Here is a 26,995-nt window from a genome sequence, read left to right as displayed (position 1 = left end):
TAACCTTCTAATCTGTCAAGCATTTTTGTGAGACCTTAGATCATCACAACCCTGCTTGGCTGGCCCCGAGAACAATCTCTTTCTCGTGACCGGGAGGCGCATTCTACAGGAGCCAAAACCCCTGTCAACCGCTTCCTTGAAACTTCTCTGACCGAAGTCAGAAGACTGAGAAAGCGTTGTTGCCGGCCTTCCCAGTGAGCGGCGTATTCTACGCTGCTCGCCTGCCCTGTCAACCCCTAAATTATCGCTAACTTATTGATTGTAAAGCGCTTTATGCAAAGCGTCCCGACTGGGCAGACGCGCATTATAGGGGCTGAGAAAAAACCGTCAAGGGTTAATGACAGATTTAAGACAATAAAAAGCCCGGCGCCCGTTTTAGCGGGCGCCGGGCCAGGAACACCCTACTATACGGACAGGTAACGACTGATATGCGCCCTATCGATCTGATCACCGCTGGCCTCGTGCACAATATGCCCTTTGTCGATGACCAGCATGCGATCGGAGACCGCCAGCGCGAAGCTGAGCACCTGCTCTGAGACCACAATGCTGATCTTGCGCAATTGCTTGATTTCGTTCAGCGTCGTCGCCAGCTGCTTGATGATCGAGGGCTGAATACCTTCGGTAGGCTCATCCAGTAACAGTATCTTAGGATCGGCAGCCAGCGCCCGACCGATCGCCAACTGTTGTTGCTGGCCACCCGACAGGTTACCCGCCTTGCGGTGGCGCATTTCCAGGAGCACTGGAAACAGCTCATAGATGTCATCCGGCACCTTCTTGCGCCCTGAGGCCTCCAGCCCGGCCATGATGTTCTCTTCCACCGTCAGCGTCGGGAACACCATGCGCCCCTGCGGCACGTAGGCAATCCCGCTCGCTACCCGCTGGTAGGACTGAGCTTTACTCAGCTCCTTGCCGTTAAAGGTGATCTGGCCGCTGCTGCTCGGATGCATGCCAATCAGTGATTTGAACAAGGTCGTCTTGCCCATGCCATTGCGACCCATGATCGCCACCGTTTCATTGGCGCCGACATCCAGCGAGATACCATGGATGACTTCGCTCATGCCATAACTTACCCGCAGATCGCGAACCGTCAGCATAATTGCCCCCTTATATTAGTGGCCAAGGTACACCTCGATGACCTTCTCGTTATTCTGAATGTCTTCCATCTTGCCCTCAGCCAGTAGCTTGCCCTGATGCAGCACGGTGACTTTGTTGGCGATGTCCTTGACGAAGTCCATGTCATGCTCAATGACGATTACCGAGCGGTTCTTGCTGATACGCCGCAATAGATCGGCGGTCGCCTCGCGCTCTGAGACGCTCATCCCTGCCACCGGCTCATCCAGCATCAACAGCTCCGGATCCTGGATCAGCAACATGCCGATCTCCAGCCATTGCTTCTGCCCGTGACTGAGGAGCCCCGCACTGGTTTCCAGCTTGTCCGACAGGAAGATTTCACCCGCCACTTCCTTAACCCGCTCGGTAACTTGCTCGGTAACTTTAAAGAACAGGCTGCCGAACACCGTTCTCCCGCCCGGATAGGACAACTGCAGGTTTTCCCGCACGGTAAGATTTTCATAGATCGAGGGTGTCTGGAATTTGCGCCCTACGCCCGCCTTAACGATCTGGTTCTCGGCCAACTTGGTCAGCTCGGTATCCTTGAACATGATGGAACCGGACGAGGCCCGCGTTTTGCCACAGATCAGGTCCAACAGGGTGGTCTTGCCCGCACCATTGGGCCCGATCACCACTCGCACCTCGTCCCGCTCAACATACAGGTTGAGACCGTCCACGGCTTTGAAACCATCGAAGGATACGGTCAGATCCTCGATCGACAGCAGTATCGGCGACGTCATGACTGCACCTCCTGAGCGCTAGCGGTTGCACTAGGCTTCTTGCGGTTCCGGCCCAATAACCTGGAAAGGTGCGGCTGGACGTAATCGGCATAAATGCCGGCCAGACCTTGAGGAAACAGCAGCACCACACCAATAAACAACGCCCCCATAAACACAATCCACAATTGCGGGAAGGTTTCCGAGAGCATGGTCTTGGCCAGGTTGACCAGCAGCGCGCCGTAGACCGCACCGATCAATGACAGCCGCCCACCGACCGCACAGAAGATCACCATCTCGATCGACGCAACAGTGCCGACAAAGGACGGCGACATAAAACCCACCTGCAGCGCGAACATGGCGCCGCCAATAGCGGAAAACACCCCCGCCAACGCAAACACGAAGATCTTGATGTTGGCCACGTCATAGCCGGAGAAACGTACGCGGTCTTCCTGGTCGCGCATGGCAATCAGCAGCTTGCCGAAACGGCTATTGAGCACAAACTGACCGACCAACAAACAAATGATCAGCGCGACGCAACAGACAAAGTAGAGAATGTAACGGGCACTGTCAGTGCGAATATCCCAACCCAGCAGAGTACGTAGGTCGGTGATGCCGTTGATGCCCCCGGTGTAGCCCTGCTGACCGATGATCAGGATGGTCGCAATCGAAGCAATCGCCTGGGTGATGATAGCGAAATACACCCCACCTACGCGGCGCTTGAACATCGCAAAACCGATAAAGAACGCCACCACTGCCGGTACGGTCAAAATCAATACGATGGTCAGAAACAGGCTATTGAACGGCATCCACATCGTTGGCAGTTCGGTGATCTGGTTCCAGTCCATAAAATCCGGAATACCGGGGGTACTCTGGATCGAGGTGAACTCTGGGGCTGAAGACTCCAGCTTGAGAAACATCGCCATGCAGTAACCGCCGAGCCCGAAAAAGATTCCCTGGCCCAGACTCAGAATGCCGCCATAACCCCAACACAACACCAGCCCCACTGCGACAAAGGCGTAGGTCAGATACTTGCCCAGCAGGTTGAGGCGGAAAATATCCAGCGTCAAAGGCAGTATCACCATCAACAGCACGGCCAGCGCCAGCAGCTGCAGCAGGCGCTGCCCTCCCCCGAATGCTGCTATCCATCTGTGCATATCAATAACCTCCAGCCGGCACGCCGATTAACGGCGCACCTTGCTTGCAAATAGTCCCTGAGGACGAACCATCAGAATGCCGACCACAACCGTGAGGGTGATGACTTTGGCCATGGAACCGCTGAGGAAGAACTCCAGTATCGATTGCGATTGGGCGATACCGAACGCCGAGACCACAGTGCCGAGAATACTGGCGGCGCCGCCGAACACCACGACCAGAAAGGTATCGACGATATAGAGAGAGCCAGTAGTCGGTCCGGTGGACGCGATGGTGGTAAAAGCTGCGCCGGCCACACCGGCAATACCGCAGCCCAGCGCGAAGGTGAAACGGTCAACCCGCTGGGTATTAATACCCGCAGCATTGGCCATGGCGCGGTTCTGTGTGGTGGCGCGCACCTTGATGCCCCAGCGCGACTTGTACAGCAGGATCACCACACCGAGGGTGATAAAAAAGGTCACGCCCATGACGAACATGCCGTTCATTGGGATATCGATAATGTCGGTAGGTGCCCAGGAACCCATCAACCAGCTAGGTAGACTGACACTCACTTCACGCGGCCCAAAGCCGGAACGGAAGGCCTGCTGCATGATAAGGCCCAGCCCCCAGGTGGCGAGCAGAGTGTCCAACGGGCGGTTGTACAGCAGCCTGATCATGAATCGCTCGACCAGGTAGCCTAAAATGAAAGTGCCGGTAAAGGCCGCCAGTATCGCGATCGGGAAATAAACATGCTCCATCCATGGCCAGATTTTGGTGCCCAGCTCCGATACCAGCCAAGTAATGTAAGCCCCTAAGGTTAGAAACTCGCCGTGGGCCATGTTAATCACACCCATCTGCCCGAAAATAATCGCTAGCCCCAGCGCCATCAGCAGGAAGACGCAGAACAGGCTAAGCCCACTGAATCCCTGCATGACAAAAATGGCCGTCAACTCCTGCGTGGAAAATCCGCCCATGATCGCTCTCCTTGACTCAGAACGATGCGGTCAGCAATGACCGCATCGGTTGTGTTTACGCTAACAGGAGCGACTTATTGATAACCTTCGGGGAAGGGGTTCGGTTCGATCAGATCAGACTCGTAAACCACCTTGGCCTGGCCATCGGCCTGCCATTGACCAACGCGCAGCTTGCTCCATAGGTGATTGTTGCCATGGATCTTCACGTAGCCTTCAGGGGCACTGGTCAGCTCGATATCCGGTGACGCAGCCGATACGGCATCGACATCAAAGCTGCCAGCCTTCTCAACCGCCGCTTTCCACAACCAGGGGCCGAGGTAGGCGGCCTGAGTCACGTCGCCGATTACACTGTCTTCACCCCAGCGCGCCTTGAACGCCTTGACGAACTCGGCGTTGTTGTCGTTTTCCAGCGACTGGAAGTACTTCATGGACGAGTAGAAACCCACCATGTTCTCGCCACCGATGCCCAGCACTTCGTCTTCGGTTACCGAGATGGTCATGATGGTCTGACGGTCTGCGGTAATACCGGCAGCGTTCAGCTGTTTCCACCAAGCGACGTTGGAGCCACCGACGATGCTGGAGTACACAACATCAGGCTTGCGCAGACGAATCTTGTTGATCAGCGAGCCAAAGTTGGTGTTGCCCAGCGGGTAGTATTCTTCCCCTACCACGGTGCCACCCAACACGTTTTCAATATGCTTGCGAGCAATCTTGTTCGAGGTGCGTGGCCAGATGTAGTCCGAGCCCACTAGATAGAAAGTCTTGGCGTCCTTTTCCTTGGCGATCCAGTCCAGGCCAGCAAGAATCTGTTGCGTGGCTTCCTGGCCGGTGTAGATCACGTTTTTCGACTGTTCAAGCCCTTCATAGAAGGTTGGGTAGTAGAGCATGCCATTTTCTTTCTCGAACACCGGCAACACAGCCTTGCGCGAGGCGGAAGTCCAGCAACCGAATACCGCAGCGACCTTGTCCTGGGTCAACAGCTTGCGGGATTTTTCGGCGAAGGTCGGCCAATCGCTGGCGCCATCTTCCTGAACGATTTCGATCTGCCGACCGAGCACACCACCCATCGCGTTGATCTGCTCGATGGCCAGCATCTCTGCCTCAACCGAACCGGTTTCACTGATGGCCATGGTGCCCGTGATGGAATGCAGGATGCCGACCTTGACGGTGTCATCGGTCACGGCCAGGCCGGTGGTATTGACCTGACCGGTAGGAAAGTCTGCCGCACCGGCCAGCCCGGTAAAGCCCAAACCAGAGCCCAGCGCCAGCGCCAACACATGGCGCTTCCAGGCGGGCATCTTGCGTATTGATTCATGCATAGGGTGGTTCTCCTTGATGTGGGTAAAACCGACTAGCGAACCCATCTCCCCAGTCCGCCGGCCTGTCACTAGACCCCAGAGCAACCCTTGTGCCATCAAAGCCAAAAGTCCGTAAAAGAATTACATTTTTTAATTAAGTTTATGTTTATCAATGGCCTGCAATTGCTCTTCGCGAATGACAGGGCGGCTCCTCATCCTTTGAGCGTGCCAGACCGCCCGCACCGATCTGACAATGCCATGACATTGTCAGACTCAATCTGGTGACATTGTCACAACCGCTTGCATGGCAAACCTGACAATAACTGACGTTCAAAGCATAACAGACTGTTTAATAACGATTTTTACCATGCATGACAAAGCTGGCACGGCATCTGCTGTGGTCTGTGCACTGGCCTTAGCTGGCCTTAAGCGCCATCACCTACACAGAGGATTCATCGTCATGGCTGAGACATTGATCAAGATCGATCTGAACAAGAGCCCCAAGGAACACGACATCATCCACAACCGCTGGCACCCGGACGTTCCCATGGTCGCCACAGTGAAGCCGGGTGATGACTTCATCATTGAGTGCATGGACTGGACCGGCGGCCAGATCGAGAACAATGACAGTGCTGACGATGTACGCGACGTGGATCTGAGCAAGGTGCACTATCTGAGCGGTCCAGTCGCCGTTGAGGGTGCCGAGCCAGGCGACCTGATGGTGGTCGACATTCTCGATATCGGTGCCTTTGCCGACCAGATGTGGGGCTTTAACGGCGTATTCGCCAAGGAAAACGGCGGCGGCTTCCTCACCGAGCATTACCCCGAAGCACGCAAGACCATCTGGGACTTCAACGGCATTTACACCAAGTCCCGACACATCCCAGGTGTCGAGTTTATAGGCCTGATGCACCCCGGCCTGATTGGTTGCCTGCCGTCGCAGGAGCTGCTGGACGAATGGAACAAGCGCGAGCAGGCGCTGATTGATACCGACCCAGATCGCGTACCCGGCCTGGCCAACCCGCCCTACGCACCGACCGCCCACGTAGGCCGGGCCACCGGCGATGTGGCAGCGAAGATTGCCAACGAAGGCGCGCGCACCGTGCCGCCCCGCGAGCACGGCGGCAACTGTGACATCAAAGACCTGACCAAAGGCTCCCGGGTGTTCTTCCCGGTCTATGTGAAAGGTGGCGGCCTGTCGATGGGCGACCTGCACTTCTCCCAGGGTGACGGCGAAATCACCTTCTGCGGCGCGATCGAGATGGCTGGCTGGATTCATATCCGCGTCAACCTGATCAAAGACGGCGTGAAAAAGTATGGCGTGAAGAACCCGATCTTTCAGCCCAGCGACATGGCGCCGAGCTACAAAAAACACCTGATCTTCGAAGGTATTTCGGTTGACGAAAACGGCAAGCAGCACTACCTCGATGCGCATGTTGCCTACCGCCAGGCGTGCCTGAATGCAATCGAGTACCTGAAGAAATTCGGCTTCAGCGGAGCCCAGGCCTACTCCCTGCTCGGCACCGCGCCGGTACAAGGGCATATCAGCGGCATTGTCGATGTGCCCAACGTCTGCGCCACCCTGTGGATTCCCACTGAAATTTTCGATTTTGACATCATGCCCAACGCCGACGGCCCGACCATCTCGGTCAACAGCCCGGAAGTGCCCACGTCCAAGTGGAATAAATAGCACTACTACGTCGCCGCGGCCTTTTTGGTGCGGCGACTTTACCCAGGACGCACCCACAGGGAGCACGATATGCCCTTATACGATTTTGATTGTCCGCAATGCGGCGCCTTCGAGGCGTTGCTGCCCAGCGCCGAACGTAACCTGCCACGCAACTGCCCAGCCTGTGGCCAGGCCATGCAGCGCCTGATCAGCGCCCCGCGCTTGCAGGTCCTCAGCTCGCAGCAACGCCATGCGCATGAGACCAACGAGCGCAGTGCTCATCAGCCCAAGGTCAGCCACGGGCACAGTTGTTGCAGCTCTGGGAGCTGCACACACAAACCCCGTGAGGACGGAAAGCCACCCGCCCTCAAGCAACAAAGCGGTCCGCGTCGTCCATGGATGATCAGCCACTGAATTCGGCTCTCCGAGTTCAGTGTATTAACCAGACGCAGACCCCGGGAGCCAGCTATACCCGCGCCAAGGAGTCTGCCTACCGTGATAACCCTACCTGATCGGACATCCCAGCAGATGAAGCGTGAATTGGTCGTTATTCTGGAAATGGCCAAGCTGTTGGAGAAGCCGCTGGACGCCCCGCGCACCATACAGGGGATTTTGCGGCTACTAGCGCAGCTGTATGGCCTGAACTGCGGCAGGGTCAGCTTGCCCGTCCCTGCCAGCAACACCCTGGAAGTGCGCTACTCCTACGGACTCGCCCCGGAAGATCTGAAGGCCGGACGTTTTACCCTGAACATCAACCAGGGCGTCACCGGCTACGTGATGCGTACGGGTTCGATCGGCCTGGTGCCGGATGTCAGTAAAGAGCCACTGTTTATTTACCGCGTTGCCGAACTGTCCAACCATACCGGCGGACGTATGACCTTTATCGCCGTGCCTATACTTGAGTCTGGCACCCCCATCGGCGTGCTCTCGGTGCAGCGCGAAGGGTTGCATGAGCGCCCCTTTGATGACGATATCAGCCTGCTGCGCATCGCCGCATCGATGATCGGTCAGGTACTACGTATTCACCAGTTTGTGGTCGATCAGACCGCACATCTGGTCAAGGAGAACCAGCACCTCAGACACAGTATCGCCGTCGAGGCGATGCTCAAGCAGAGTCTGGCGCATGGCATTCTGGGTACCAGCCCGGCACTGATGGACGCCGTACGTTCGACCATTCAGGTCGCCCGCAGCGATGCACCGGTGATGCTGCTCGGCGAATCCGGTACCGGCAAGGAAAAATTCGCGCGCATGACTCACCAGCAGAGCGATCGACGCGAAAAGCCGTTCATCTGTATCAACTGCGCGGCGATTCCTGCAGAGCTGCTTGAGTCCGAGCTATTCGGCCACGCCAAGGGCGCCTTTACCGGGGCGTCACAAGCCAAGCAGGGCAAGATCGTGCAGGCCGATGGCGGCACGCTGTTCCTGGATGAGATCGGCGACATGCCGCTGGCCCTGCAGGCTAAATTGTTACGCGTACTACAGGAAAAGAAAGTCGACCCAGTGGGTAGTGACCACGCCATTTCGGTGGACTTTCGCGTCATCACCGCGACCCACGTTAACCTGCAGGAGTCGGTCAATCAGGGCCGCTTCCGGTTGGACCTGTTCTATCGCCTGCATGTAGTACCCGTGCACTTGCCACCGCTGCGCGAGCGCCAGGACGATATCCGCCAGTTGGCCCTGCACTTTCTCAACGAACTTAATCATCACTATGAGCGCAACTGGAGCCTGGAGGGCGACGCCTTTGAAATACTCGAACACTTCGACTGGCCGGGCAACATCCGCCAGTTGCAAAACGTACTGGAACGCACGGCACTGACCAGCGATGCCGATTCGCTCAGTGGCGAGAAGATAAAACGCAGCCTGGCCTCGGAAAGCTCGATCAACCTGCCGCAGCACATTCACCAGGAAAAAGGCGCCAGCGCTCCCTCAGCGCCATTGGCCAACCGCTCGCACAACGGCACCGGCCAACGACCCTACGGCCGCTCATACAACTGGGTCAATCAGGGCGAAGCAGCGCATATCCGCGCCATGCTGGTCGACACCAACAATAACCAGTCCGAGGCGGCCAGACGCCTGAATATCAGTCTCAGACAACTACGCTACCGGGTCAGCAAACTGGGTATCGACCTGCACTGACCCGCCACTCAATCAAGCAAACGGAGAAAGACCCATGCGTCATGGAGATATATCAAGCAGTCCAGATACTGTCGGTGTTGCTGTGGTCAATTACAAGATGCCACGCCTGCATACCCGCGATGACGTACTGGCCAACGCGCGCAATATCGCTGAGATGATCATCGGCATGAAACAGGGCCTGCCGGGCATGGACCTGGTGGTGTTTCCGGAGTACAGCACCATGGGCATCATGTACAACCACGACGAAATGATGGCCACCGCCGCGACTATCCCCGGCGATGAAACGCGCATCTTCAGCGAGGCCTGCAAGCAGGCGAAAACCTGGGGCATCTTCTCGCTGACTGGCGAACAGCACGAAGAACATCCGCACAAGGCGCCCTACAACACCTTGGTACTGATCAACGATCAGGGCGAGATCGTGCAGAAATACCGCAAATGCATACCCTGGTGCCCGATAGAAGGCTGGTATCCCGGCGACCGCACTTACGTATCCGATGGCCCCAAAGGCATGAAGATCAGCCTGATCATCTGTGACGATGGCAACTACCCGGAAATCTGGCGCGACTGCGCGATGAAGGGAGCCGAACTGATCGTTCGTTGCCAGGGCTATATGTACCCGGCCAAAGAGCAGCAGGTGATGATGGCCAAGAGCATGGCCTGGGCCAACAACTGCTACGTCGCGGTAGCCAATGCTAGCGGCTTCGATGGCGTTTACTCGTATTTCGGCCACTCGGCGATCATTGGCTTCGATGGTCGCACGCTGGGTGAATGCGGCGAAGAGGATATGGGCATCCAGTATGCACAGCTTTCGGTATCGCAGATCCGTGACGCACGCGCCAACGACCAGTCACAAAATCACCTGTTCAAACTGCTGCACCGCGGCTACACCGGCGTTTACAACTCCGGCGACGGCGATCGCGGCGTGGCCGATTGCCCGTTTGATTTTTACCGCACCTGGGTACTGGACGCGGAAAAGGCGCGTGACGAGGTGGAGAAAATGACCCGCAGCACCATCGGCGTCAAGGACTGCCCAGTCGGCGAGCTGCCTCACCCTGGCAAAGACAAGGAAGCTGGCGCCTGACGCCGCTGACGGAAATCAAACATGCCGTTTATCAATGAGGTACTGGAGCACAACCAATGCACCGGCGGCAGCACGCCGCCCATGCGTCAATCGCGCTTTCAATTCGACCTGGACAAGGTCATGCAACTGCTGCGCTCGCGCATCGCCGGTCAGGGCGCCGCGCTGGATGCGATAGCTGCGAGCCTGGCGTTGACCAAGGCCGAGCTGGGCGATCCGCGCAAGCCATTGGCAGTCATGCTGTTGATGGGGCCCACAGGTGTCGGTAAGACCGAAACCGTGCGCCTGTTGGCCGAGGCGATTCACGGCCGCGCCGACGCTCTGTGCCGCATCGACATGAACACGCTGGCCCAGGAGCATTACGCCGCCTCTTTGACCGGCGCCCCGCCGGGTTATGTCGGCAGCAAGGAGGGCAACACCCTGTTTGACCGCGCAGCCATCGAAGGTAGCTACGGCAAACCTGGCATCGTGTTGTTCGACGAGCTGGAAAAGGCCAGCGAGCCGGTGATTCGCGCATTGATGAATATCTTCGACAACGGCCAACTGCGTCTGAGCTCTGGCACGAGTACGCTGGACTTTCGCAACAGCCTGATTTTCATGACCAGCAATGTCGGTGCCCAGGCACTCTGGGCCTGGCAACAGCGTCAGCAGCAAGGCTGGCGACGCTGGTTACCAGAGGGTTGGCGAGTTCGACAGGAACAAAAACATCAGCAACAGGCACTGGAAAAAGCCTTTGCGCCGGAATTCCTCAACCGCATCGATCAGCAACTGATTTACCAACGCTTGGGCGATGATCAGATCATTCTGCTGGTCGAACTGGCGCTGGAGCGACTCAATAACAGATTGGCCCGGCATCAGGTACAACTGGTCGCCGAGCAGGCACTCAAAACCTGGCTCGGTCAGCAGGGCTTCGACCGGCGCTATGGAGCAAGGGCTATGGCCCGCAGCTTTCGCCAGTATCTGGAGCCGGAGGTAGCTCGCACACTGCTGGCAACCCTTGGTCGGCCACCAGGCTGTCTGCTGATAGCAGACCTGGATGCGCAACAGAACGTCAGGGTGACACTCAAAGGTCCAGACGACTGACACAAAAAACCCCGCCGAAGCAGGGTTTTTCAATTACCGGCTGATCAGATGCAGTCTTCGACTGACTTCAGCGGGTAATGGGCCGGGTACGGCAGGGTAGCCACACCGGAATCGATAGCTGCTCGGGCAACTGCTGCAGGTACTTCTTCGATCAGGCGCACGTCCATGGGCTTGGGAATGATGTACTCACGACCAAATTCCAGGGGAATACCACCGTAGGCCGCAGAAACGTACTCCGGCACTGGCTCCTTGGCCAGCTTGCGGATCGCATGCACAGCAGCAATCTTCATCTCTTCGTTAATGCGCGTGGCGCGAACGTCCAGTGCACCGCGGAAGATGAAAGGAAAGCCCAATACGTTGTTGACCTGGTTCGGGTAGTCGGAACGGCCAGTCGCCATGATCACGTCAGGGCGTGCAGCATGCGCCAGCTTAGGATCGATCTCAGGATCAGGGTTGGAGCAAGCGAAGACGATGGGGTTTTCCGCCATCAGCTTGAGTTCGGCAGGTTGCAGCAGGTTGGCGCCGGAAAGACCGACAAATACATCAGCACCTTTCATCGCATCAGTAAGGGTACGCTTGTCGGTTTCACTCGCGAAGATAGCCTTATATTCGTTCAGGTCATCCCGGCCAGAGTGGATCACACCCTTGCGGTCGATCATGGAAATGTTCTCGACTTTGCAGCCCATGCTGACCAACAACTTCATGCAGGCGATCGCAGCAGCGCCAGCGCCCAGACACACGATCTTGGCATCTTCCAGCGTCTTGTCGACCAGTTCCAGTGCGTTGATCATTGCCGCAGCGGTAACAATGGCAGTACCGTGCTGATCGTCGTGGAATACCGGGATGTTGCACTGCTCGATCAGCGCGCGCTCAATCTCAAAGCACTCAGGCGCCTTGATATCCTCCAGGTTAATACCACCGAAGGTGCAGGAGATACGCTTAACGGTATCGATAAAGGCTTGCGGGCTTTCCGATTCGACTTCGATATCGAACACGTCGATACCGGCAAAACGCTTGAACAGCACGCCCTTGCCTTCCATGACCGGCTTGCTTGCCAACGGACCCAGGTTACCCAGGCCGAGGATCGCGGTACCGTCGGAAATCACTGCGACCAGATTACCCTTGCCGGTGTATTTGTAGGCATTGAGAGGGTCCTTGGCGATTTCACGCACTGGCTCGGCAACGCCAGGACTGTAGGCCAGAGCCAGGTCACGTGCAGTGGCAGTAGGCTTGGTCAGCTCAACGCTCAGCTTGCCCGGACGCGGGTTGGCATGATAATCGAGTGCATCGGTTCTCAAATCAGACATATTCAGTTTTCCGGTCAAGTTGCTTGTGCGGGCGAGTGAGAATACAGAAAAGCGCCAATACGAACAAGATCATTCATAAGATCAATGTCAAGGACATTATCTTACAACTTTGAGCCACTGGCCGGCCTGAGGCTGGCCTTCGGGCCACTGGGCATTGAGCAAACGCAGGCGAGCTTCGGCCTCAGCGCCCAAGGGACTGCCCTTGGCCAGTTTAGCGTAGGTATCGCCTTGACGCGCCCGTACCAGCCTGATCCGCAATGGCTCGGCGTTCTTTTTGTCCGCCGCGGTCAGGGGCCGGAAGCTGCGGATGGTCTGGACGAATTGCTCGTCGTACAGCTCCAGCGGCCCACGGCCACGGAACGCGCCGATAAACAAGAAAACTTGATCACCCCGCAGTATCGCCGCCACGCGTCGCGCATTGTCCCCTGGGATAGTCGCCATAAAGCCCTTGTATCCAGTGCCGCTAAACGCCTGGTCCTGGGTTAGACGCTGCTTGCCCACACGACTGCGCAGCAACTCCTCAGCGCTGAGGTTGTTATTGCTGAGGCTTTCCATGGTCAGCGCGATAAACCCCTGTTCGTCCGGGGTATGTGCGAGCAACACATCGGGACGATTGATAATCACCCAGCTCTTGGGGTAGTCCAGCACCATATTCAGATCAGTATGCAGGAACCGCTGACCGCGGATGACCCCTTGTTCCGGGCTGTCGCCATAGATCATGCCGTCGAGCATGTTCAGATAATCGTCCCTGCCGACGCGCTGGGTGGCGCCGGTTGACAGGCTTGCGGCCTGAGCGACGACTTGCTGTAAGCGCTGATCGTGGGTCGGGTGGGTGGCGAACAGACCGTGATAGCTTTCTACCTGCTTGCCCTGGGCTTGGGCCTGCTGCTTGGAATAGGTGTCCTGATTTTTCAGCGCACCTATAACGTCCAGAACAGCTTCTGGACGGTAGCCGGTGCGGGCGAGATACTCGGCGCCCAGGCCGTCAGCCTCCAACTCCATATCACGGCCATAGCCGCGGACCATGGCGGTACCCAGCATATTGCTCAGGTCGCCCGCCGCCGACATGCCGGTACCAATGGTGATCAACTGACCAATCAGGCCGGTTCCCATGGCCATACTTTGCTGCCGAACACCATGCCGGGCAGTCACATGGCCGATTTCATGGCCCAGTACTGCCGCCATCTGCGCCTCGGAATTGAGATAAATCAGCAATCCACGGTTGATATAGACATGCCCGCCCGGTAGCGCAAAGGCATTGATGTCGGCGGAATCGACCACCTTGAACTGGTAAGGAATGTTGCTTCGATGGCTTTTATTCGCCAGTTGCTCGCCGATGCGCTGCACATAGGCCTGCAGCTTGGGGTCTTTTAGCATACTCATCTGCTGCGCGATCTGCTCGCTCGCCTGACGCCCCAGCGCCATCTCCTGCGCTTCGGACATCATCACAAAGTCCTGCTTGCCAGTCACCGGATTAGCCGCGCAGCCGCCGAGCACCGAGCCCGCCAGCACCAGTACGAGCAGATGGCGTGTGATCATTGTATCTCCAGCATTGAGGGATGACGCAGTGGCAACATGAAGGGCTTGTGGCCAGGCTTGAGACTGCGGTGCCCGCGCCGGTCAATCACCCATCCGCGAGCTTGCAACTGCCGGCCCTTCCAGGACGCGGGCGGGCCTGCAGCAAATAATCTGCGCTCATCCTGGGCAATGCGCAATACCAACGGACCATCCAGCTCGAGCCAGAGATAGCCTCCCGCTTCATTGGCGGACACAACCTGACCCTTGACCAGAGCAAAGCCACCCGAATTGACCCCGGCAGCACTTTGCACCGGCGAGTCCCGCCATAGCCCGCGGCGTGCTTTGCGGGCCTGACGCTCCGCCGCCATGTGGCACTCGATCAGCGCAGTGTTGGGCGGTATCGCCAGGGCAAAGCCCAACCCTTCGCTGAGCAGTTGCGCTTCGATATTCTGCCCACCCGGCCCATACAGGTGCGCCAGCGTCCGGCCGTAGCGATCCTGCTGCTGCTCACCCAGATGCAGGCGTAAGCCGGGTTGCCGCGCCAGTTGTTGCATCCGTTTTTTTGCCGCTTGAGCGAAAGGTTGCGACGGCTCGCCCGCTCGACCGATCTCCGGCGTATCTACGCCAATCAGGCGCACCCGCCGCTGGTCACTCAGCTCCAAGGTATCGCCATCAATTACCCGGTGGCTGGTTACCGCCTGGCCCGGTCCAGGCGCCTGACACACCTCGGCGTGCAACGGCGGAGCCAACAGGCAGGCAATAAAAAAGGCGCCCGTGAGGAGCGCCTTTTTCTTGCCTTGCACTGCGGCCATCACTTGCGCGAGGCCTGGCATGGGTCTTACTTGCTGCTGACAGCGCCGAAACGCTGCTTGAAGCGCTCGATACGGCCGCCAGTGTCCAGCATCTTCTGCTTGCCGGTGTAGAACGGGTGGCACTCGGAGCACACGTCCAGGTGAATACCGCTTTTCAGCGTGGAACGGGTCTTGATCACGTTACCGCAGCTGCAGGTGGCTTCGATTTCCTGGTACGCAGGGTGCAAATCAGCTTTCATGGTGAATCCTCTTTGTGTGTGCCGCCACCAGATCAACCTGATCAGGCACCGCACGCTATGGTGGTGTGCTTGGCGCCAGCGCGGAATGCGCAGGGGCCATAAATAGGCCGGCGATAATACCAGAATCCGCGCGGGACGCAAGTCTCATGCACAATGGATGGGAATGCTACCATGGCGCGACATTAACAGGGCCGTACCAACAGCCTTAGCAACAGGAAGCCACGCGTGTCCGGACCCATACTGCAGGTTGCCCTGCCCTCGCCCCTGCGTCGCCTGTTCGACTATCGCAGTCCAGCCGGCGTGCGGGTGGAGGATTTGTGTGTCGGCCTGCGCGTACGCGTACCCTTCGGGCAGCGGCAGATGGTCGGCGTGATTGCCGGGCTCAGCGACACCACCGAGGTGCCTGCGGCCAAGCTGAAACGGGCGCTGGAGCTGATTGATCTGCAACCTTTGCTGCCCGACACCCTGTGGCAACTGATTCGCTGGACAGCCAGCTATTACCAGCACGGCCTGGGCGACACCCTCGGCTGCGCCCTGCCGACGCTATTACGTCAGGGTGAACCGGCTATCGCCCGTCAGGACCTGCTTTGGCAACTGCTGCCCGGCGCCTATCCGGAACACCCCGCAGTCAGCCGCGCGGCCAAACAGAAGCAGGCGGTGCAGGTGCTGGCCAAACATCCGCATGGTTTATCCCATGCACTGATCAGCCAATGGGGCCTGACCCGCGACAGCCTGGAAGCGCTGGAGCGCAAGGGCCTGGCCCAGCGCATCCATCAATCACCACACCACACGGCCGAACCGCTGCCTTTATTAAGCGACATTCCGCTGAAGGCCAACGCCGAGCAGCAGGCCGCATTAGACGCCATCGCCGGCAAAGGCGGTTTCGTTACCTGGCTGCTGGATGGCGTGACTGGCAGCGGCAAGACCGAGGTCTACCTGCAGGCGATCGAGCGCTGCCTGGTGGCCGGACGGCAGGCGCTAGTACTGATCCCTGAGATCGGCCTGACGCCACAGACCATGGAACGCTTCCAGAAACGCTTCAGCATCCCGGTGGTGATTTTACATTCCGGCCTGAATGACCGCGAGCGGCTGGATGCCTGGGTCGCCGCGAGAGATGGTGAAGCCGGCATCATCATCGGCACCCGTTCGGCGATTTTCACTCCGCTGGCGCGACCCGGCTTGATCATCGTTGATGAAGAGCACGACCTGTCCTTCAAGCAGCAGGAGGGCCTGCGTTACAACGCTCGCGATCTGGCTGTATACCGCGCGCACCTGGAAAACACGCCGATCATTCTCGGCTCGGCAACGCCATCGCTGGAAAGCCTGTACAACGTACGGCGCGGTCGCTATGAGCATCTGCGCTTGACCGAACGCGCTGGTAATGCCAAACCACCCGGCTTTCGCTGCATCGATATCCGCAGCCGCAAGCTTGAGGGCGGGCTGTGTCGGCCGATGATCGAGGCGATTGGCGAGCACCTTAAACAGGGCAATCAGGTGCTGGTATTTATCAATCGACGCGGCTTTGCACCAACGCTGATGTGCCACGATTGCGGCTGGATCGCCGAGTGCACTCGCTGCGATGCGCGCATGACTGTGCACCAGAATCCGCCACGTCTGCATTGCCATCATTGCGATACCCAACGCCCGCAGGAACGTGAGTGCCCGAAATGCCTGGGCCATGATTTGCGTCTACTGGGTGCCGGCACCGAGCGTACCGAAGAGCATCTGGCACAGTGCTTCCCGGATTTTCCGGTGTTACGCATCGACCGCGAAAGCATGGCCCGCAAGGAGGCCATGCAAGGCATGCTCAAGCGCATCCAGAGCGGCGCTCCGTGCCTGCTGGTCGGCACCCAGATGCTGGCCAAGGGGCATCATTTCCCGGATGTGACGTTGGTGGCCATTCTGGATGCCGACGGCGGGCTATTTTCCGCCGATTTCCGCGGGCCTGAGCGGATGTCGCAACTGATCACCCAGGTGGCCGGGCGCGCAGGGCGCGCCGAGAAGCCCGGCCAGGTGCTGATCCAGACACACATGGCTGAGCATCCCTTGCTGATCAACCTGACCGAACAGGGCTATGGCGCGATTGCCGAACTGGAGCTGGATGCCCGTGGCAAGGCTGGACTACCGCCCTTCAGCTTTATTGCTCTGCTGCGCGCCGAGGCTAACAACGCCAGCATAGCCAATGAATTTCTCGAGTCGGCCTGCACGCTGGCAGAAAACCTGAGCGATCAGCTCGGGCTGACGCTGGACATGCTCGGCCCCGTGCCTTCACCCATGGAGCGCCGGGCCGGGCGCTACCGCGCACAACTGCTGGTACAGGCCAGCCAGCGTTCGACCTTGCATCAATTGCTGCATCATTGGCTGCCTCAACTGGAGAGCCACCCGCTGGGGCGCAAGGTGCGCTGGTCAATCGATGTCGACCCGCTGGACATGTTTTAACGCTCTCTATTTGGCAACCGCGCACTTAATGCGGATAATGGCGGGTTTTCCACAGGCACTTGCCGGATGAATCCCCGACCATGAAAAACCTTCTCAGCCAATTGCTGGCCAGCGCGGTCAGCAGCCTTCAAAGCCAGGGCGTACTGCCTGACGACATTCAGCCGTCCATTCAGGTGGAGATCGCCCGTGATAAGGCCCATGGCGATTTTGCCAGCAACCTGGCCATGACCCTGGCCAAAGCCGCGCGTATGAAGCCACGTGACCTGGCCGAGCAATTGATCGCTGCGCTGCCTGAACATGAAGCCGTCTCTGATGTAACCATCGCCGGCCCGGGGTTTATCAACTTCTTTCAGAATCGCCAGTGGCTCGCAGCCAATCTGGACCGAGCGCTGACCGATCCGCGCCTGGCCATCGCCCTGGCCCAGCCGCAACAGAAAGTCGTGGTCGACTATTCCTCGCCCAATCTGGCCAAGGAAATGCACGTTGGCCACCTGCGCTCGACCATCATCGGCGATGCCGTGGTGCGGGTATTAGAGCACCTGGGGCATAAAGTGGTGCGGCAAAATCACGTGGGTGACTGGGGCACCCAGTTCGGCATGCTGCTGGCCTATCTGGAAGAACAAAGCGTCGACGCTGAAGCCGAGCTGGCAGACCTGGAAAACTTCTATCGCCAGGCCAAACAGCGCTTTGATCAAAGCCCCGAGTTTGCCGACCGCGCCCGCGAGCGGGTGGTGCAGCTGCAGGCTGGCGATACCGCCTGTCTGGCACTCTGGGAACGCTTCAACCGGATTTCATTGGGGCATTGCCAGGCAGTTTATGACCGCCTCGGCGTCAGCCTGACCCCCGCCGATGTGCGCGGCGAAAGCGCCTACAACGACAAACTGGCGAGCATCGTCGATGCCTTGCAGGCCAAAGGCTTGTTGACGGAAAGCCAGGGCGCCCGTTGCGTATTCCTCGATGACTTCAAGAACGCCGAGGGCAATCCTCTGCCGGTAATCATTCAGAAGGCTGGCGGTGGTTACCTGTACGCTACCAGCGATCTAGCGGCCATGCGTTACCGCCATGAGCAGCTGCATGCCGACCGCGTGCTCTACTTCGTTGATCAGCGCCAGGCCCTGCACTTCCAGCAGGTGTTCGCGGTAGCGCGGCTGGCCGGATTCGTTCCAGACAGTATGCAGTTGGAGCACATGGGCTTTGGCACCATGAACGGCGCCGACGGCAAACCTTTCAAAACCCGCGATGGCGGCACAGTAAAGCTGGTTGACCTGCTGGATGAGGCCGAAGAGCGGGCTCACCAACTGGTGTCGCAGAAAAACCCCGAGCTGGACGCCAGCGAACTCCGCCAGATCGCCCATGCGGTCGGTATTGGCGCGGTTAAATATGCCGACCTCTCCAAGCATCGCAGCAGCGACTACAACTTCAACTTTGAATTGATGCTCAGCTTTGAAGGCAACACTGCGCCCTATCTGATGTACGCCTATACTCGCGTGGCCAGCGTGTTCCGCAAACTGGAACGCAGCATGACCAGCATCGAGGATCTGGGGCCGATGCAATTGGAGCAGCCAGCCGAAGTCGAGTTAGCCGCGCATTTGGCGCAGTTTGCCCAGACACTCGAGTACGTCGCGCGCGAGGGCACCCCACATGTACTCTGCCACTATCTTTACGAACTGGCGGGACGCTTCTCCAGCTTTTACGAACTCTGTCCGATTCTGGCCGCCGAACAGCCAGCACAGAAGGATAGCCGTCTGCGTCTGGCGGCATTAACTGGACGCACCCTGCGGCAGGGGCTTACCCTGCTCGGCATCGACACTCTGGAGCGCATGTAAGCAGTATGGCAAAAGCACGCAAGGCCGCCCCCCGGCGCGGCGCCAGCCGGCAACAGTCCAACTCCAAGCGCAGCATACCCGCCTGGCTATGGCTGGTGGCCGGGCTCGCGATCGGCGTCTTCGTTACCTTCCTGTTTCAGTTGGAGCCGGGGCGCGGCTCCGTGCAGCGCGACAAGTCACCGCCGCCTCCAGCGGTCACTCCGCCGCCCAGTAAAGCCGCAGAACAACCGCGCTATGACTTTTATACTCTGCTGCCTGAGTCCGAAGTGATCGTGCCGCAAAGCAGCGTGCCTGAGACCGCAGCCAAACCTGAACCAGCTGTTGATGATCAGAAACCCGCTGCCGTTACCGCTGCCTCCGGCACGCGCTTCTATCTGCAGGCTGGCTCCTTTCGCCAGCGAGCAGAGGCCGATCGGGTACGCGCGCAGATCCTGCTGCTCGGGCTGGATGTGAACCTGGAAAATGCCCGACTCGATGGCGGCGAAATCTGGTATCGCGTACAGGTCGGCCCGTTCCAGGACCGCGCGACATTAAGCAGTGCGCAGACTACCCTGGCTGGCAACGGTTTCGAAAACCTGTTGTTGCAGCAGCGCACGACGCCCTGAGCATCGGAGGCAGCCGGTAGCAGGCTGCTTCATTCCCCCCCCGATTAACCGCCGCCTGATTGCCCCGCACAACCCAAGCCTTGAAATCCCCCGGAGCGCCCCCAGATAAATACCATGGGCCGGCGCACCAAGCCGGTCACTTTGTTACAGCCAATCAGGAGCTGCGCGTGACCACTATTGTTTCCGTACGCCGTAATGGCAAAGTCGTAATCGGCGGCGATGGCCAGGTTTCCCTGGGCAACACCGTCATGAAAGGCAATGCCCGCAAGGTACGCCGCCTGTACAAAGACCAGGTGATTGCCGGGTTTGCTGGCGGTACCGCCGACGCCTTTACCCTGTTCGAACGCTTCGAGGCGCAGCTGGAAAAACACCAGGGCCATCTGGTCCGCGCTGCCGTGGAACTGGCCAAAGACTGGCGCACCGATCGCGCCTTGCGACGCCTGGAAGCCTTACTGGCCGTGGCTAACAAGGATGCATCGCTAATCATTACCGGCAACGGCGATGTGATCGAACCGGAGGAAGGCCTGATCGCCATTGGCTCTGGCGGCCCCTTCGCCCAGGCCTCCGCTATGGCCCTATTACGGCATACCGATCTGTCGGCGCGCGAGATCGTCGAGACCAGCCTGAACATTGCCGGTGAAATCTGCATCTACACCAACCACAACCAGACAATCGAGGAGCTGGACGCCAATCCCTGAGGCATCCAGAACATCACCAGCATGTCCATGACCCCCCGCGAAATTGTTCACGAACTGGACCGTCATATCATCGGCCAACAAGACGCCAAGCGCGCCGTTGCCATTGCCCTGCGCAACCGCTGGCGGCGCCAGCAATTGCCCGAGGCACTGCGCGCTGAAGTGACGCCGAAGAATATTCTGATGATCGGCCCCACCGGTGTCGGCAAGACTGAAATCGCCCGGCGCCTGGCGAAACTTGCCCAGGCGCCCTTTATCAAGATTGAAGCAACCAAGTTCACCGAAGTCGGTTATGTAGGGCGCGACGTCGAGTCGATCATTCGCGACCTGGTGGATGCAGCTATCAAGATGCTGCGCGAGCAGGAAATCGCGAAAATGGGCCACCGCGCCGAAGATGCCGCCGAAGAGCGCATTCTCGACGCTCTGCTCCCCCCCGCCAGGCCGGCCACCGGTGACCAGCCGGTCCGCGAAGATAGCAGCACCCGCCAGCTGTTTCGCAAGCGCCTGCGCGAAGGTCAGTTGGATGACAAGGATATCGATATAGAAGTAGCCGAAGCACCGGTCGGCGTGGACATCATGGCCCCACCGGGCATGGAGGAAATGACCAGCCAGCTGCAGAGCATGTTTTCCAACTTCGGCAAGGACAAGCGCAAGACTCGTACATTGAAAGTCAAGGATGCGCTAAAGCTGGTACGTGATGAGGAAGCTGCGCGCATGGTCAACGAGGAAGAGCTCAAGGCCCGCGCTATTCACGCTGTGGAGCAGAACGGCATTGTCTTTCTCGACGAGATCGACAAGGTCAGCAAGCGCGCCAATAGCGGCGGCGGTGCCGATGTCTCGCGCGAAGGCGTGCAACGTGACCTGCTACCGCTAATCGAGGGCTGTACGGTCAATACAAAGTTCGGCATGATCAAAACCGACCATATTCTGTTTATCGCCTCAGGCGCTTTCCACCTGACCAAACCCTCGGATCTGATCCCGGAATTACAGGGCCGTCTGCCAATCCGCGTCGAGCTGCAATCACTGACCCCTGGCGATTTCGAGCGTATTCTGACCGAACCGGACGCCTCGCTGACCGAGCAGTACCGTGCGTTGATGGACACCGAAGGGTTAAAAATCGACTTCGGCGCGGATGCCATCAAGCGCCTCGCGGAAATCGCCTGGCAGGTCAACGAGAAAACCGAGAACATCGGCGCGCGCCGCCTGCATACGGTATTGGAGCGTCTGCTGGAAGAGGTGTCCTTCAGCGCTGGCGACCTGGCCAGCAGTCAGAATGGCGAAACCCTGAAGATCGATGCTGCCTATGTTGACGAGCATTTGGGCGAGCTGGCGGTGAATGAGGATCTGTCGCGGTATATTCTTTAAACCGAGCTATAAGCTGCAAGCTGGACGTTAGAATCCCAGCATTCAATGCCGGGATTCTAACTCTGGTGAACATGGATTCCCGACTTCGCGGGAATGACGGAGTATGGCCTCTAGCTTCACAGGATGACCCAAATGTCCGCACCTATTCCCGTCAACATCAAGTTACGCAAAGCTTCACGTACGCTGGAACTTGGCTACGCCGATGGCCGGCTGTTTGCGTTGCCGGCAGAGTTTTTGCGGGTGATGTCGCCTTCGGCGGAGGTGCGCGGGCACGGCAAGCCGGTGTTGCAAACCGGCAAACAGCAAGTCGCGTTGATCGGCGTTGAACCGACAGGGCGTTATGCGTTGAAATTGACCTTTGATGACGGGCATGACAGTGGCCTGTACAGCTGGGACTATCTTCACCATCTGGCTACCGAGTACGAACCGCTCTGGAAAGCCTATCTTGAGCAAATCTCCAACGCCGGCGCCAGCCGCGATCCGCACACCTCCGCCGTACGTCTGCTGCACTAAAATCAGGCATTGAAAGACCTCTGCGCACCACGCCAGGTTAATCGCTGATCCTGAAGCGAAATCGGTTTAACAGCCGGCTTCGCGCGTGCTAACTTGTCTCATATCCAATCATTTTCAGAGGACAATGCAGAGAGTTGTAACAGGTCGATACGTTGCGCAAGCTATGCTGTCCTGAATGCTTTGCCCACCGTATTTCTCTGTTTTTCTGCCGATTCAGTCACGTACCGGAGCTTCACAAGATGGCCCATAAAAAAGACGAAGAGCTCGGCCAGCAGGCCAGTGACAGTATACTCGGCCCTAACCCGATCATCAGCGCGCCTACCCGCGACATCATCAGTACCGCCCGCCAGGTCATGCGCCAGACCGTCAAGCAGCCGGTCCACAGCCTCAAACATCTCGGCCGTTTCGGCCTTGCGTTAAAGGATGTAATGATTGGGCGCTCTGACATTGCCCCGGACCCGGCAGACAAGCGTTTTCTCGATCCGACCTGGAGTCAGAACCCGCTGTACCGACGCTATATGCAGAGTTACCTGGCTTGGCGCAAGGAGCTCAACACCTGGATCACCAGCTCGCAGCTACCCTCTCAGGATGTGGCGCGCGCTCAGTTTGTCATTTCGCTGATGACCGAGGCCATGTCCCCGACCAACACGGCCTTGAACCCAGCCGCCATAAAGCGCTTTTTTGAAACTGGCGGCAAGAGCCTGTTCGATGGTCTGACTCATCTGGCCCAAGATATTGCCAACAATGGCGGCATGCCTAGCCAAGTCAATATGAACGCCTTTGAAGTGGGCAAGAATCTGGCCATCACCAAGGGTTCTGTGGTGTTCCGCAACGAGGTGCTGGAACTGATCCAGTACAAGCCTCTTACCGAAGAGGTGTATGAAAAGCCCGTGCTGGTGGTACCACCGCAAATCAATAAGTTTTATATATTCGATTTGTCGCCAGAGAAAAGCCTGGCCCGCTACCTGACCCTGAACCACATGCAGACCTTTGTGGTCAGCTGGCGCAATCCGACCAAAGCGCAGCGCGAGTGGGGCTTGTCGACCTATATCGAAGCACTGAAAGAGGCTGTCGATATCGTTCTGAAAATCACTGGCAGCAAGGATTTGAGCATGCTCGGCGCGTGCTCCGGCGGCATCACCACCGCTTCGCTATTGGGCCATTATGCCGCGTTGAAAGAGAAAAAGGTCAGCTCCTTCACGCTGTTGGTGAGCGTGCTCGACACCGGCATCAAGACTCAGGTGGCGCTGTTTGCTGACGAGAAGTCCATCGAATCGGCACGACGGATGTCCTACCAAAGCGGCGTACTGGAAGGCAAAGATATGGCCAAAATCTTCGCCTGGATGCGGCCCAATGATCTGATCTGGAACTACTGGGTAAATAATTACCTGCTGGGCAATGAGCCGCCCGTGTTCGATATTCTGTTCTGGAATAACGACACAACGCGGCTGCCGGCAGCGCTGCATGGCGAGTTCCTGGAGATGTTCAAGACCAACCCACTGACCCGCGCCAAAGCGCTAGAAGTCTGTGGTACGCCGATCGATCTCAAGCAAGTCAAGGCAGACTTCTTCTGTATCGCCGGCCTGAACGATCACATTACGCCGTGGGATGCCTGTTACAAATCCGCCAAGCTGCTCGGCGGCAAATGTGAGTTCGTACTGTCCTCCAGCGGGCATATCCAGAGCATCCTCAACCCACCGGGCAATCCAAAATCTCGCTTCTTCACCAACACCGAGATGCCCGACGAGCCTAAAAGATGGCTGGAAACCGCTACCAAACAGTCAGACTCCTGGTGGCAGTACTGGCGTGACTGGCTACATGCTCGTGGCGGCAAACTCAAAGCAGCACCTGCAGTATTGGGTGATGAAGACTTCCCGCCGATGGAAGCGGCGCCAGGGACCTACGTCCACGAACGCTAGGAGCGCTCCAAAGAGACCCATACATGCCCCAATCTTTTGTATTTCGCACCATCGAACTGAATGGCCAGTTATTGCGAACGGCCGTGCGGCCCGGCAAGGACCACATGCCGCCGCTACTGGTGTTTAACGGTATTGGCGCCAACCTGGAGTTGGTGTTTCCGTTTGTCCAGGCGTTGGACCCGGACATGGAAGTCATCGTGTTTGATGCGCCCGGCGTCGGCGGTTCGTCCACTCCGTCGACACCCTTTCGTTTTCCCGGATTGGCCAAGCTCGCGGCGCGGATGCTGGATTACCTGAACTATGCGCAAGTGAATGTGATCGGTGTTTCCTGGGGCGGTGCTCTGGCCCAGCAGTTTGCCCATGACTACCCCGAGCGCTGTAAGAAACTGATTCTGGCCGCCACCGCTGCGGGAATGATCATGGTGCCTGGGCGACCACATGTGCTGTTGAAAATGGCCAGCCCGCGGCGCTATCTGCAGCCTTCCCACGTGGTCAAGATTGCCCCGGATATCTACGGCGGCGCGTTTCGGCGTGACCCCAACCTGGCCCGATCGCATGCGGCCAAAGTGCGCTCTTCGGGAAAGGTTGGTTACTACTGGCAACTGTTCGCCGGGCTTGGCTGGACCAGCGTTCACTGGCTGCACAAGATCAGGCAACCCACGCTAGTTCTAGCCGGCGATGATGACCCGATCATTCCGCTGGTCAATATGCGCATGATCGCCTGGCGCATCCCCAACGCGGAGCTACATGTGATCGACGATGGGCACCTATTTCTGGTGACCCGCGCTGACTCAGTAGCGCCGATCATCATGCGCTTTCTTGCCGAGGAAAAGCATCCGGCGGTCATCCGCCCGCCGACCAGCGTCGTCATCAAGTCCTGATCACGCCTGCCGCCAACCCCGTATCTGGACAAGGATTGCTGGATGCCTGCAACAAGAGACCCCGATACCCATGCCGCCACAAGCGGGGACCTTATCGACAGCCTACGGGCGCTGCTGGGAACGCTTCCGGCGCAGCCATGCCATCATGCCCGCCACGCCCTTGACCTCAGCACGCGGTTGCTGGAAGCGCTGAGCGGCACCAGCGATGAGCCCTTGCCCGCCAACCATGCTGTGTTCCATGACCCAGGCTGGCAGGACCCAATACAACGCCGGGCATTGCAAGCCTGGCTGAGCTGCCAGAATACGACGGGAGTCTGGTTTGAACAGCTTGCGCTAAGCGAAGCGGACCGCAGCCGACTAACCTGGCTGGGCATGCAAGTAGCGGCCGCTTTGGCGCCGAGTAATAGCCCGCTCAATCCAGTCTTTTTGCGCCAGCTGAAACGTAGCAGCGGCCGCAGTTTGGCCGGCGGGCTAAAGCGGCTGGCTTGCGATCTGGCCATTGGCCGGCCGCTGGCACCGCTGACCGAGGAAGACAGTTACCTGGTCGGCCGTGACCTGGCCACCACTGCAGGACAGGTTGTGCTGCGCGATCCTATGTTTGAACTGATCCAATACCAGCCAAGGCGGCCTGAAGTTCACCAACGCCCCTTGCTAATAATTCCGCCGCCGCTCAATCGCTTCTATCTGCTGGATTTGAACCCGCAGCAAAGCTTGATCCGTCATGCGCTGGATCAGGGGTTGCAGGTGTTTCTGATCAGTTGGCGAAACCCGCAGGCGGAGCATTGCGAGTGGGGCTTCAGTCGCTATGTGGGCGCCTGCGACCGGGCTCTGACAGCCAGCAGCAGGATAAGCAACAGCCAACAGGCCAGTTTACTCGGGGTCTGCGCTGGCGGCATTCTCGGGCTGTTGCTTCAAGGGCTGCTGCAGGCCAGAGGTGACGGTGCAAGACTCTGCTCGGCCAGCTATCTGGTCACCCCGATCAACCCGCATCTGGATACCCCGTTGCTGCACCTGAGTGGCCCGGCCACGCAACAAAGGTTGCGTGCCCGCTTATGGCAGCAAGGCTATCTGAGTGCCCGCCAGCTTGCCGCCAGTTTTGCCTGGCTGCGGCCGGAGCAATTCGTCTGGCCTCAGGCGTTGGCCCGCTATGCGCTGGACCAGCCGTTGGCCCGGCGCGACATCCTCTACTGGAGCCAGGACAGTACTCGCCTGCCGGCCCGCTTGGTAGAAGACTTGCTCGACCTGTTTCAGCGCGATCCGTTGAGCCGGCCTGGCCACCTCTGCCTGCTCGGCCACTCCATCGATCTTAAGGCTTGCACTCAGCCCAGTTGGCATCTCGGCGCGCGGCGTGATCATATTGTGCCTTGGGCCAATTGCTTTCCTGGCGGACGCCTCGGGGGCGACGCTTTCTTTGTGCAGAGCCACAGCGGCCATATTCAGAGCCTGATAAACCCTCCGGAGCATCCGGGCGCGGTATTGCGCAGTGGCCCGGCGATAGCGGACGCTACTGGCTGGCTGGCAAATAGTGTCGAGCACCGCGGCAGCTGGTGGCCGCACTGGAGCGGCTGGCTGCGACGTCACAGCGGTGCATTACAGCCAGCCACTGGCAGCCTTGGCAGCCTTGATTGTCCGACGCTTGGCCCCGCGCCGGGGCGCTATGTCCATGATTGCTGAAGGA

The 26,995-nt window shown here is 58.5% G+C and carries 23 protein-coding genes; 14 read left to right on the top strand and 9 right to left on the bottom strand.

Features of this window, described 5'->3' with window-relative positions:
- Positions 1–404: 404 nt before the first annotated feature.
- The 5 genes from urtE to urtA form a co-directional block, all read right to left on the bottom strand.
- Positions 405–1,094, bottom strand: coding sequence for an urea ABC transporter ATP-binding subunit UrtE (gene urtE, locus K787_RS0115255; RefSeq protein WP_022963676.1), 690 nt, complete (start codon positions 1,092–1,094; stop codon positions 405–407).
- A 15-nt stretch (positions 1,095–1,109) separates the two neighbouring features.
- A complete protein-coding gene (urtD, locus tag K787_RS0115250; RefSeq protein ID WP_022963675.1) occupies positions 1,110–1,850 on the bottom strand; it encodes an urea ABC transporter ATP-binding protein UrtD in 741 nt (246 codons plus the stop codon).
- Positions 1,847–2,983: an urea ABC transporter permease subunit UrtC gene (urtC, locus tag K787_RS0115245; protein ID WP_022963674.1), complete on the bottom strand. Its 1,137-nt coding sequence runs from the start codon at positions 2,981–2,983 to the stop codon at positions 1,847–1,849. The genes urtD and urtC overlap by 4 nt, the downstream gene beginning before the upstream one ends.
- Before the next feature lie 27 nt (positions 2,984–3,010).
- Positions 3,011–3,934 (bottom strand): urea ABC transporter permease subunit UrtB, encoded by a 924-nt coding sequence (gene urtB, locus K787_RS0115240; protein WP_022963673.1) that lies wholly within the window; start codon positions 3,932–3,934, stop codon positions 3,011–3,013.
- A gap of 74 nt (positions 3,935–4,008) precedes the next feature.
- On the bottom strand, positions 4,009–5,253 hold the full coding sequence (urtA, locus tag K787_RS0115235) for an urea ABC transporter substrate-binding protein (RefSeq protein ID WP_022963672.1): 1,245 nt from the start codon (positions 5,251–5,253) through the stop codon (positions 4,009–4,011).
- Positions 5,254–5,692: 439 nt separating this feature from the next.
- Between urtA and fmdA the strand changes: the two genes are divergently transcribed.
- The 5 genes from fmdA to K787_RS0115210 all read left to right on the top strand — a co-directional run bounded on the left by fmdA (position 5,693) and on the right by K787_RS0115210 (position 11,198).
- A complete protein-coding gene (gene fmdA, locus K787_RS0115230; protein ID WP_022963671.1) occupies positions 5,693–6,922 on the top strand; it encodes a formamidase in 1,230 nt (409 codons plus the stop codon).
- 69 nt (positions 6,923–6,991) lie between these two features.
- Positions 6,992–7,315 carry an FmdB family zinc ribbon protein gene (locus tag K787_RS0115225; protein WP_022963670.1) on the top strand — a complete coding sequence of 108 codons (324 nt, stop codon included), beginning with the start codon at positions 6,992–6,994 and terminating at the stop codon, positions 7,313–7,315.
- 81 nt (positions 7,316–7,396) lie between these two features.
- Complete coding sequence (locus K787_RS0115220; RefSeq protein ID WP_201765113.1) at positions 7,397–9,037, top strand: sigma-54-dependent Fis family transcriptional regulator; 1,641 nt, start codon at positions 7,397–7,399, stop codon at positions 9,035–9,037.
- Between the two features lie 34 nt (positions 9,038–9,071).
- Positions 9,072–10,118, top strand: coding sequence for an aliphatic amidase (locus tag K787_RS0115215; protein ID WP_022963668.1), 1,047 nt, complete (start codon positions 9,072–9,074; stop codon positions 10,116–10,118).
- Between the two features lie 21 nt (positions 10,119–10,139).
- Entirely contained in the window at positions 10,140–11,198 is a 1,059-nt protein-coding gene (locus K787_RS0115210) for an AAA family ATPase (RefSeq protein WP_022963667.1), read from the top strand.
- 44 nt (positions 11,199–11,242) lie between these two features.
- Here K787_RS0115210 and K787_RS0115205 read toward each other — a convergent pair whose 3' ends face one another.
- From K787_RS0115205 to rpmE, 4 genes are all read right to left on the bottom strand, one after another.
- Positions 11,243–12,505, bottom strand: a complete 1,263-nt coding sequence (locus tag K787_RS0115205; RefSeq protein WP_022963666.1) for a malic enzyme-like NAD(P)-binding protein — start codon at positions 12,503–12,505, stop codon at positions 11,243–11,245.
- Between the two features lie 96 nt (positions 12,506–12,601).
- Positions 12,602–14,044, bottom strand: a complete 1,443-nt coding sequence (locus K787_RS0115200; protein WP_022963665.1) for a M48 family metalloprotease — start codon at positions 14,042–14,044, stop codon at positions 12,602–12,604.
- Positions 14,041–14,856, bottom strand: coding sequence for a thermonuclease family protein (locus K787_RS0115195; protein WP_022963664.1), 816 nt, complete (start codon positions 14,854–14,856; stop codon positions 14,041–14,043). The genes K787_RS0115200 and K787_RS0115195 overlap by 4 nt, the downstream gene beginning before the upstream one ends.
- A gap of 5 nt (positions 14,857–14,861) precedes the next feature.
- Positions 14,862–15,074 carry a 50S ribosomal protein L31 gene (rpmE, locus tag K787_RS0115190; RefSeq protein WP_022963663.1) on the bottom strand — a complete coding sequence of 71 codons (213 nt, stop codon included), beginning with the start codon at positions 15,072–15,074 and terminating at the stop codon, positions 14,862–14,864.
- Positions 15,075–15,299: 225 nt separating this feature from the next.
- On the opposite strand from rpmE, the gene K787_RS0115185 reads away from it, so the two are divergent.
- From K787_RS0115185 to K787_RS23330, 9 genes are all read left to right on the top strand, one after another.
- Entirely contained in the window at positions 15,300–17,513 is a 2,214-nt protein-coding gene (locus tag K787_RS0115185) for a primosomal protein N' (RefSeq protein ID WP_022963662.1), read from the top strand.
- A gap of 80 nt (positions 17,514–17,593) precedes the next feature.
- Positions 17,594–19,339 (top strand): arginine--tRNA ligase, encoded by a 1,746-nt coding sequence (gene argS, locus K787_RS0115180; protein WP_022963661.1) that lies wholly within the window; start codon positions 17,594–17,596, stop codon positions 19,337–19,339.
- Between the two features lie 5 nt (positions 19,340–19,344).
- Positions 19,345–19,944 (top strand): SPOR domain-containing protein, encoded by a 600-nt coding sequence (locus K787_RS0115175; protein WP_022963660.1) that lies wholly within the window; start codon positions 19,345–19,347, stop codon positions 19,942–19,944.
- A gap of 167 nt (positions 19,945–20,111) precedes the next feature.
- Entirely contained in the window at positions 20,112–20,642 is a 531-nt protein-coding gene (hslV, locus tag K787_RS0115170; protein ID WP_022963659.1) for an ATP-dependent protease subunit HslV, read from the top strand.
- 21 nt (positions 20,643–20,663) lie between these two features.
- Entirely contained in the window at positions 20,664–22,004 is a 1,341-nt protein-coding gene (gene hslU, locus K787_RS0115165; RefSeq protein ID WP_022963658.1) for an ATP-dependent protease ATPase subunit HslU, read from the top strand.
- Positions 22,005–22,136: 132 nt separating this feature from the next.
- Positions 22,137–22,517 carry a gamma-butyrobetaine hydroxylase family protein gene (locus tag K787_RS0115160; RefSeq protein WP_022963657.1) on the top strand — a complete coding sequence of 127 codons (381 nt, stop codon included), beginning with the start codon at positions 22,137–22,139 and terminating at the stop codon, positions 22,515–22,517.
- Positions 22,518–22,756: 239 nt separating this feature from the next.
- Positions 22,757–24,436 carry a class II poly(R)-hydroxyalkanoic acid synthase gene (gene phaC, locus K787_RS0115155; RefSeq protein ID WP_022963656.1) on the top strand — a complete coding sequence of 560 codons (1,680 nt, stop codon included), beginning with the start codon at positions 22,757–22,759 and terminating at the stop codon, positions 24,434–24,436.
- Between the two features lie 23 nt (positions 24,437–24,459).
- Positions 24,460–25,317: a poly(3-hydroxyalkanoate) depolymerase gene (gene phaZ / locus K787_RS0115150; protein ID WP_022963655.1), complete on the top strand. Its 858-nt coding sequence runs from the start codon at positions 24,460–24,462 to the stop codon at positions 25,315–25,317.
- A 42-nt stretch (positions 25,318–25,359) separates the two neighbouring features.
- Positions 25,360–26,991 carry a PHA/PHB synthase family protein gene (locus K787_RS23330; protein WP_022963654.1) on the top strand — a complete coding sequence of 544 codons (1,632 nt, stop codon included), beginning with the start codon at positions 25,360–25,362 and terminating at the stop codon, positions 26,989–26,991.
- Positions 26,992–26,995: the final 4 nt, after the last annotated feature.

Origin of the sequence: Halopseudomonas pelagia CL-AP6, from assembly GCF_000410875.1 — a bacterium.
GTDB classification, from domain to species: Bacteria; Pseudomonadota; Gammaproteobacteria; order Pseudomonadales; family Pseudomonadaceae; genus Halopseudomonas; species Halopseudomonas pelagia.
Note: the sequence above shows the minus strand (reverse complement) of the source record. Positions and strands in the feature narration are given on the sequence as shown.

What these genes read in the sequence shown, in the direction of transcription:
- phaZ (WP_022963655.1), top strand. Translation starts at nt 24,460, where the DNA reads ATGCCCCAATCTTTTGTATTTCGCACCATCGAACTGAATGGCCAGTTA.
- K787_RS23330 (WP_022963654.1), top strand. Translation starts at nt 25,360, where the DNA reads ATGCCTGCAACAAGAGACCCCGATACCCATGCCGCCACAAGCGGGGAC.
- K787_RS0115210 (WP_022963667.1), top strand. Translation starts at nt 10,140, where the DNA reads ATGCCGTTTATCAATGAGGTACTGGAGCACAACCAATGCACCGGCGGC.
- fmdA (WP_022963671.1), top strand. Translation starts at nt 5,693, where the DNA reads ATGGCTGAGACATTGATCAAGATCGATCTGAACAAGAGCCCCAAGGAA.
- K787_RS0115200 (WP_022963665.1), bottom strand. Translation starts at nt 14,044, where the DNA reads ATGATCACACGCCATCTGCTCGTACTGGTGCTGGCGGGCTCGGTGCTC.
- K787_RS0115175 (WP_022963660.1), top strand. Translation starts at nt 19,345, where the DNA reads ATGGCAAAAGCACGCAAGGCCGCCCCCCGGCGCGGCGCCAGCCGGCAA.
- K787_RS0115225 (WP_022963670.1), top strand. Translation starts at nt 6,992, where the DNA reads ATGCCCTTATACGATTTTGATTGTCCGCAATGCGGCGCCTTCGAGGCG.
- rpmE (WP_022963663.1), bottom strand. Translation starts at nt 15,074, where the DNA reads ATGAAAGCTGATTTGCACCCTGCGTACCAGGAAATCGAAGCCACCTGC.
- hslU (WP_022963658.1), top strand. Translation starts at nt 20,664, where the DNA reads ATGTCCATGACCCCCCGCGAAATTGTTCACGAACTGGACCGTCATATC.
- urtC (WP_022963674.1), bottom strand. Translation starts at nt 2,983, where the DNA reads ATGCACAGATGGATAGCAGCATTCGGGGGAGGGCAGCGCCTGCTGCAG.
- K787_RS0115160 (WP_022963657.1), top strand. Translation starts at nt 22,137, where the DNA reads ATGTCCGCACCTATTCCCGTCAACATCAAGTTACGCAAAGCTTCACGT.
- urtB (WP_022963673.1), bottom strand. Translation starts at nt 3,934, where the DNA reads ATGGGCGGATTTTCCACGCAGGAGTTGACGGCCATTTTTGTCATGCAG.
- urtD (WP_022963675.1), bottom strand. Translation starts at nt 1,850, where the DNA reads ATGACGTCGCCGATACTGCTGTCGATCGAGGATCTGACCGTATCCTTC.
- urtA (WP_022963672.1), bottom strand. Translation starts at nt 5,253, where the DNA reads ATGCATGAATCAATACGCAAGATGCCCGCCTGGAAGCGCCATGTGTTG.
- K787_RS0115195 (WP_022963664.1), bottom strand. Translation starts at nt 14,856, where the DNA reads ATGCCAGGCCTCGCGCAAGTGATGGCCGCAGTGCAAGGCAAGAAAAAG.
- phaC (WP_022963656.1), top strand. Translation starts at nt 22,757, where the DNA reads ATGGCCCATAAAAAAGACGAAGAGCTCGGCCAGCAGGCCAGTGACAGT.
- urtE (WP_022963676.1), bottom strand. Translation starts at nt 1,094, where the DNA reads ATGCTGACGGTTCGCGATCTGCGGGTAAGTTATGGCATGAGCGAAGTC.
- K787_RS0115205 (WP_022963666.1), bottom strand. Translation starts at nt 12,505, where the DNA reads ATGTCTGATTTGAGAACCGATGCACTCGATTATCATGCCAACCCGCGT.
- argS (WP_022963661.1), top strand. Translation starts at nt 17,594, where the DNA reads ATGAAAAACCTTCTCAGCCAATTGCTGGCCAGCGCGGTCAGCAGCCTT.
- K787_RS0115215 (WP_022963668.1), top strand. Translation starts at nt 9,072, where the DNA reads ATGCGTCATGGAGATATATCAAGCAGTCCAGATACTGTCGGTGTTGCT.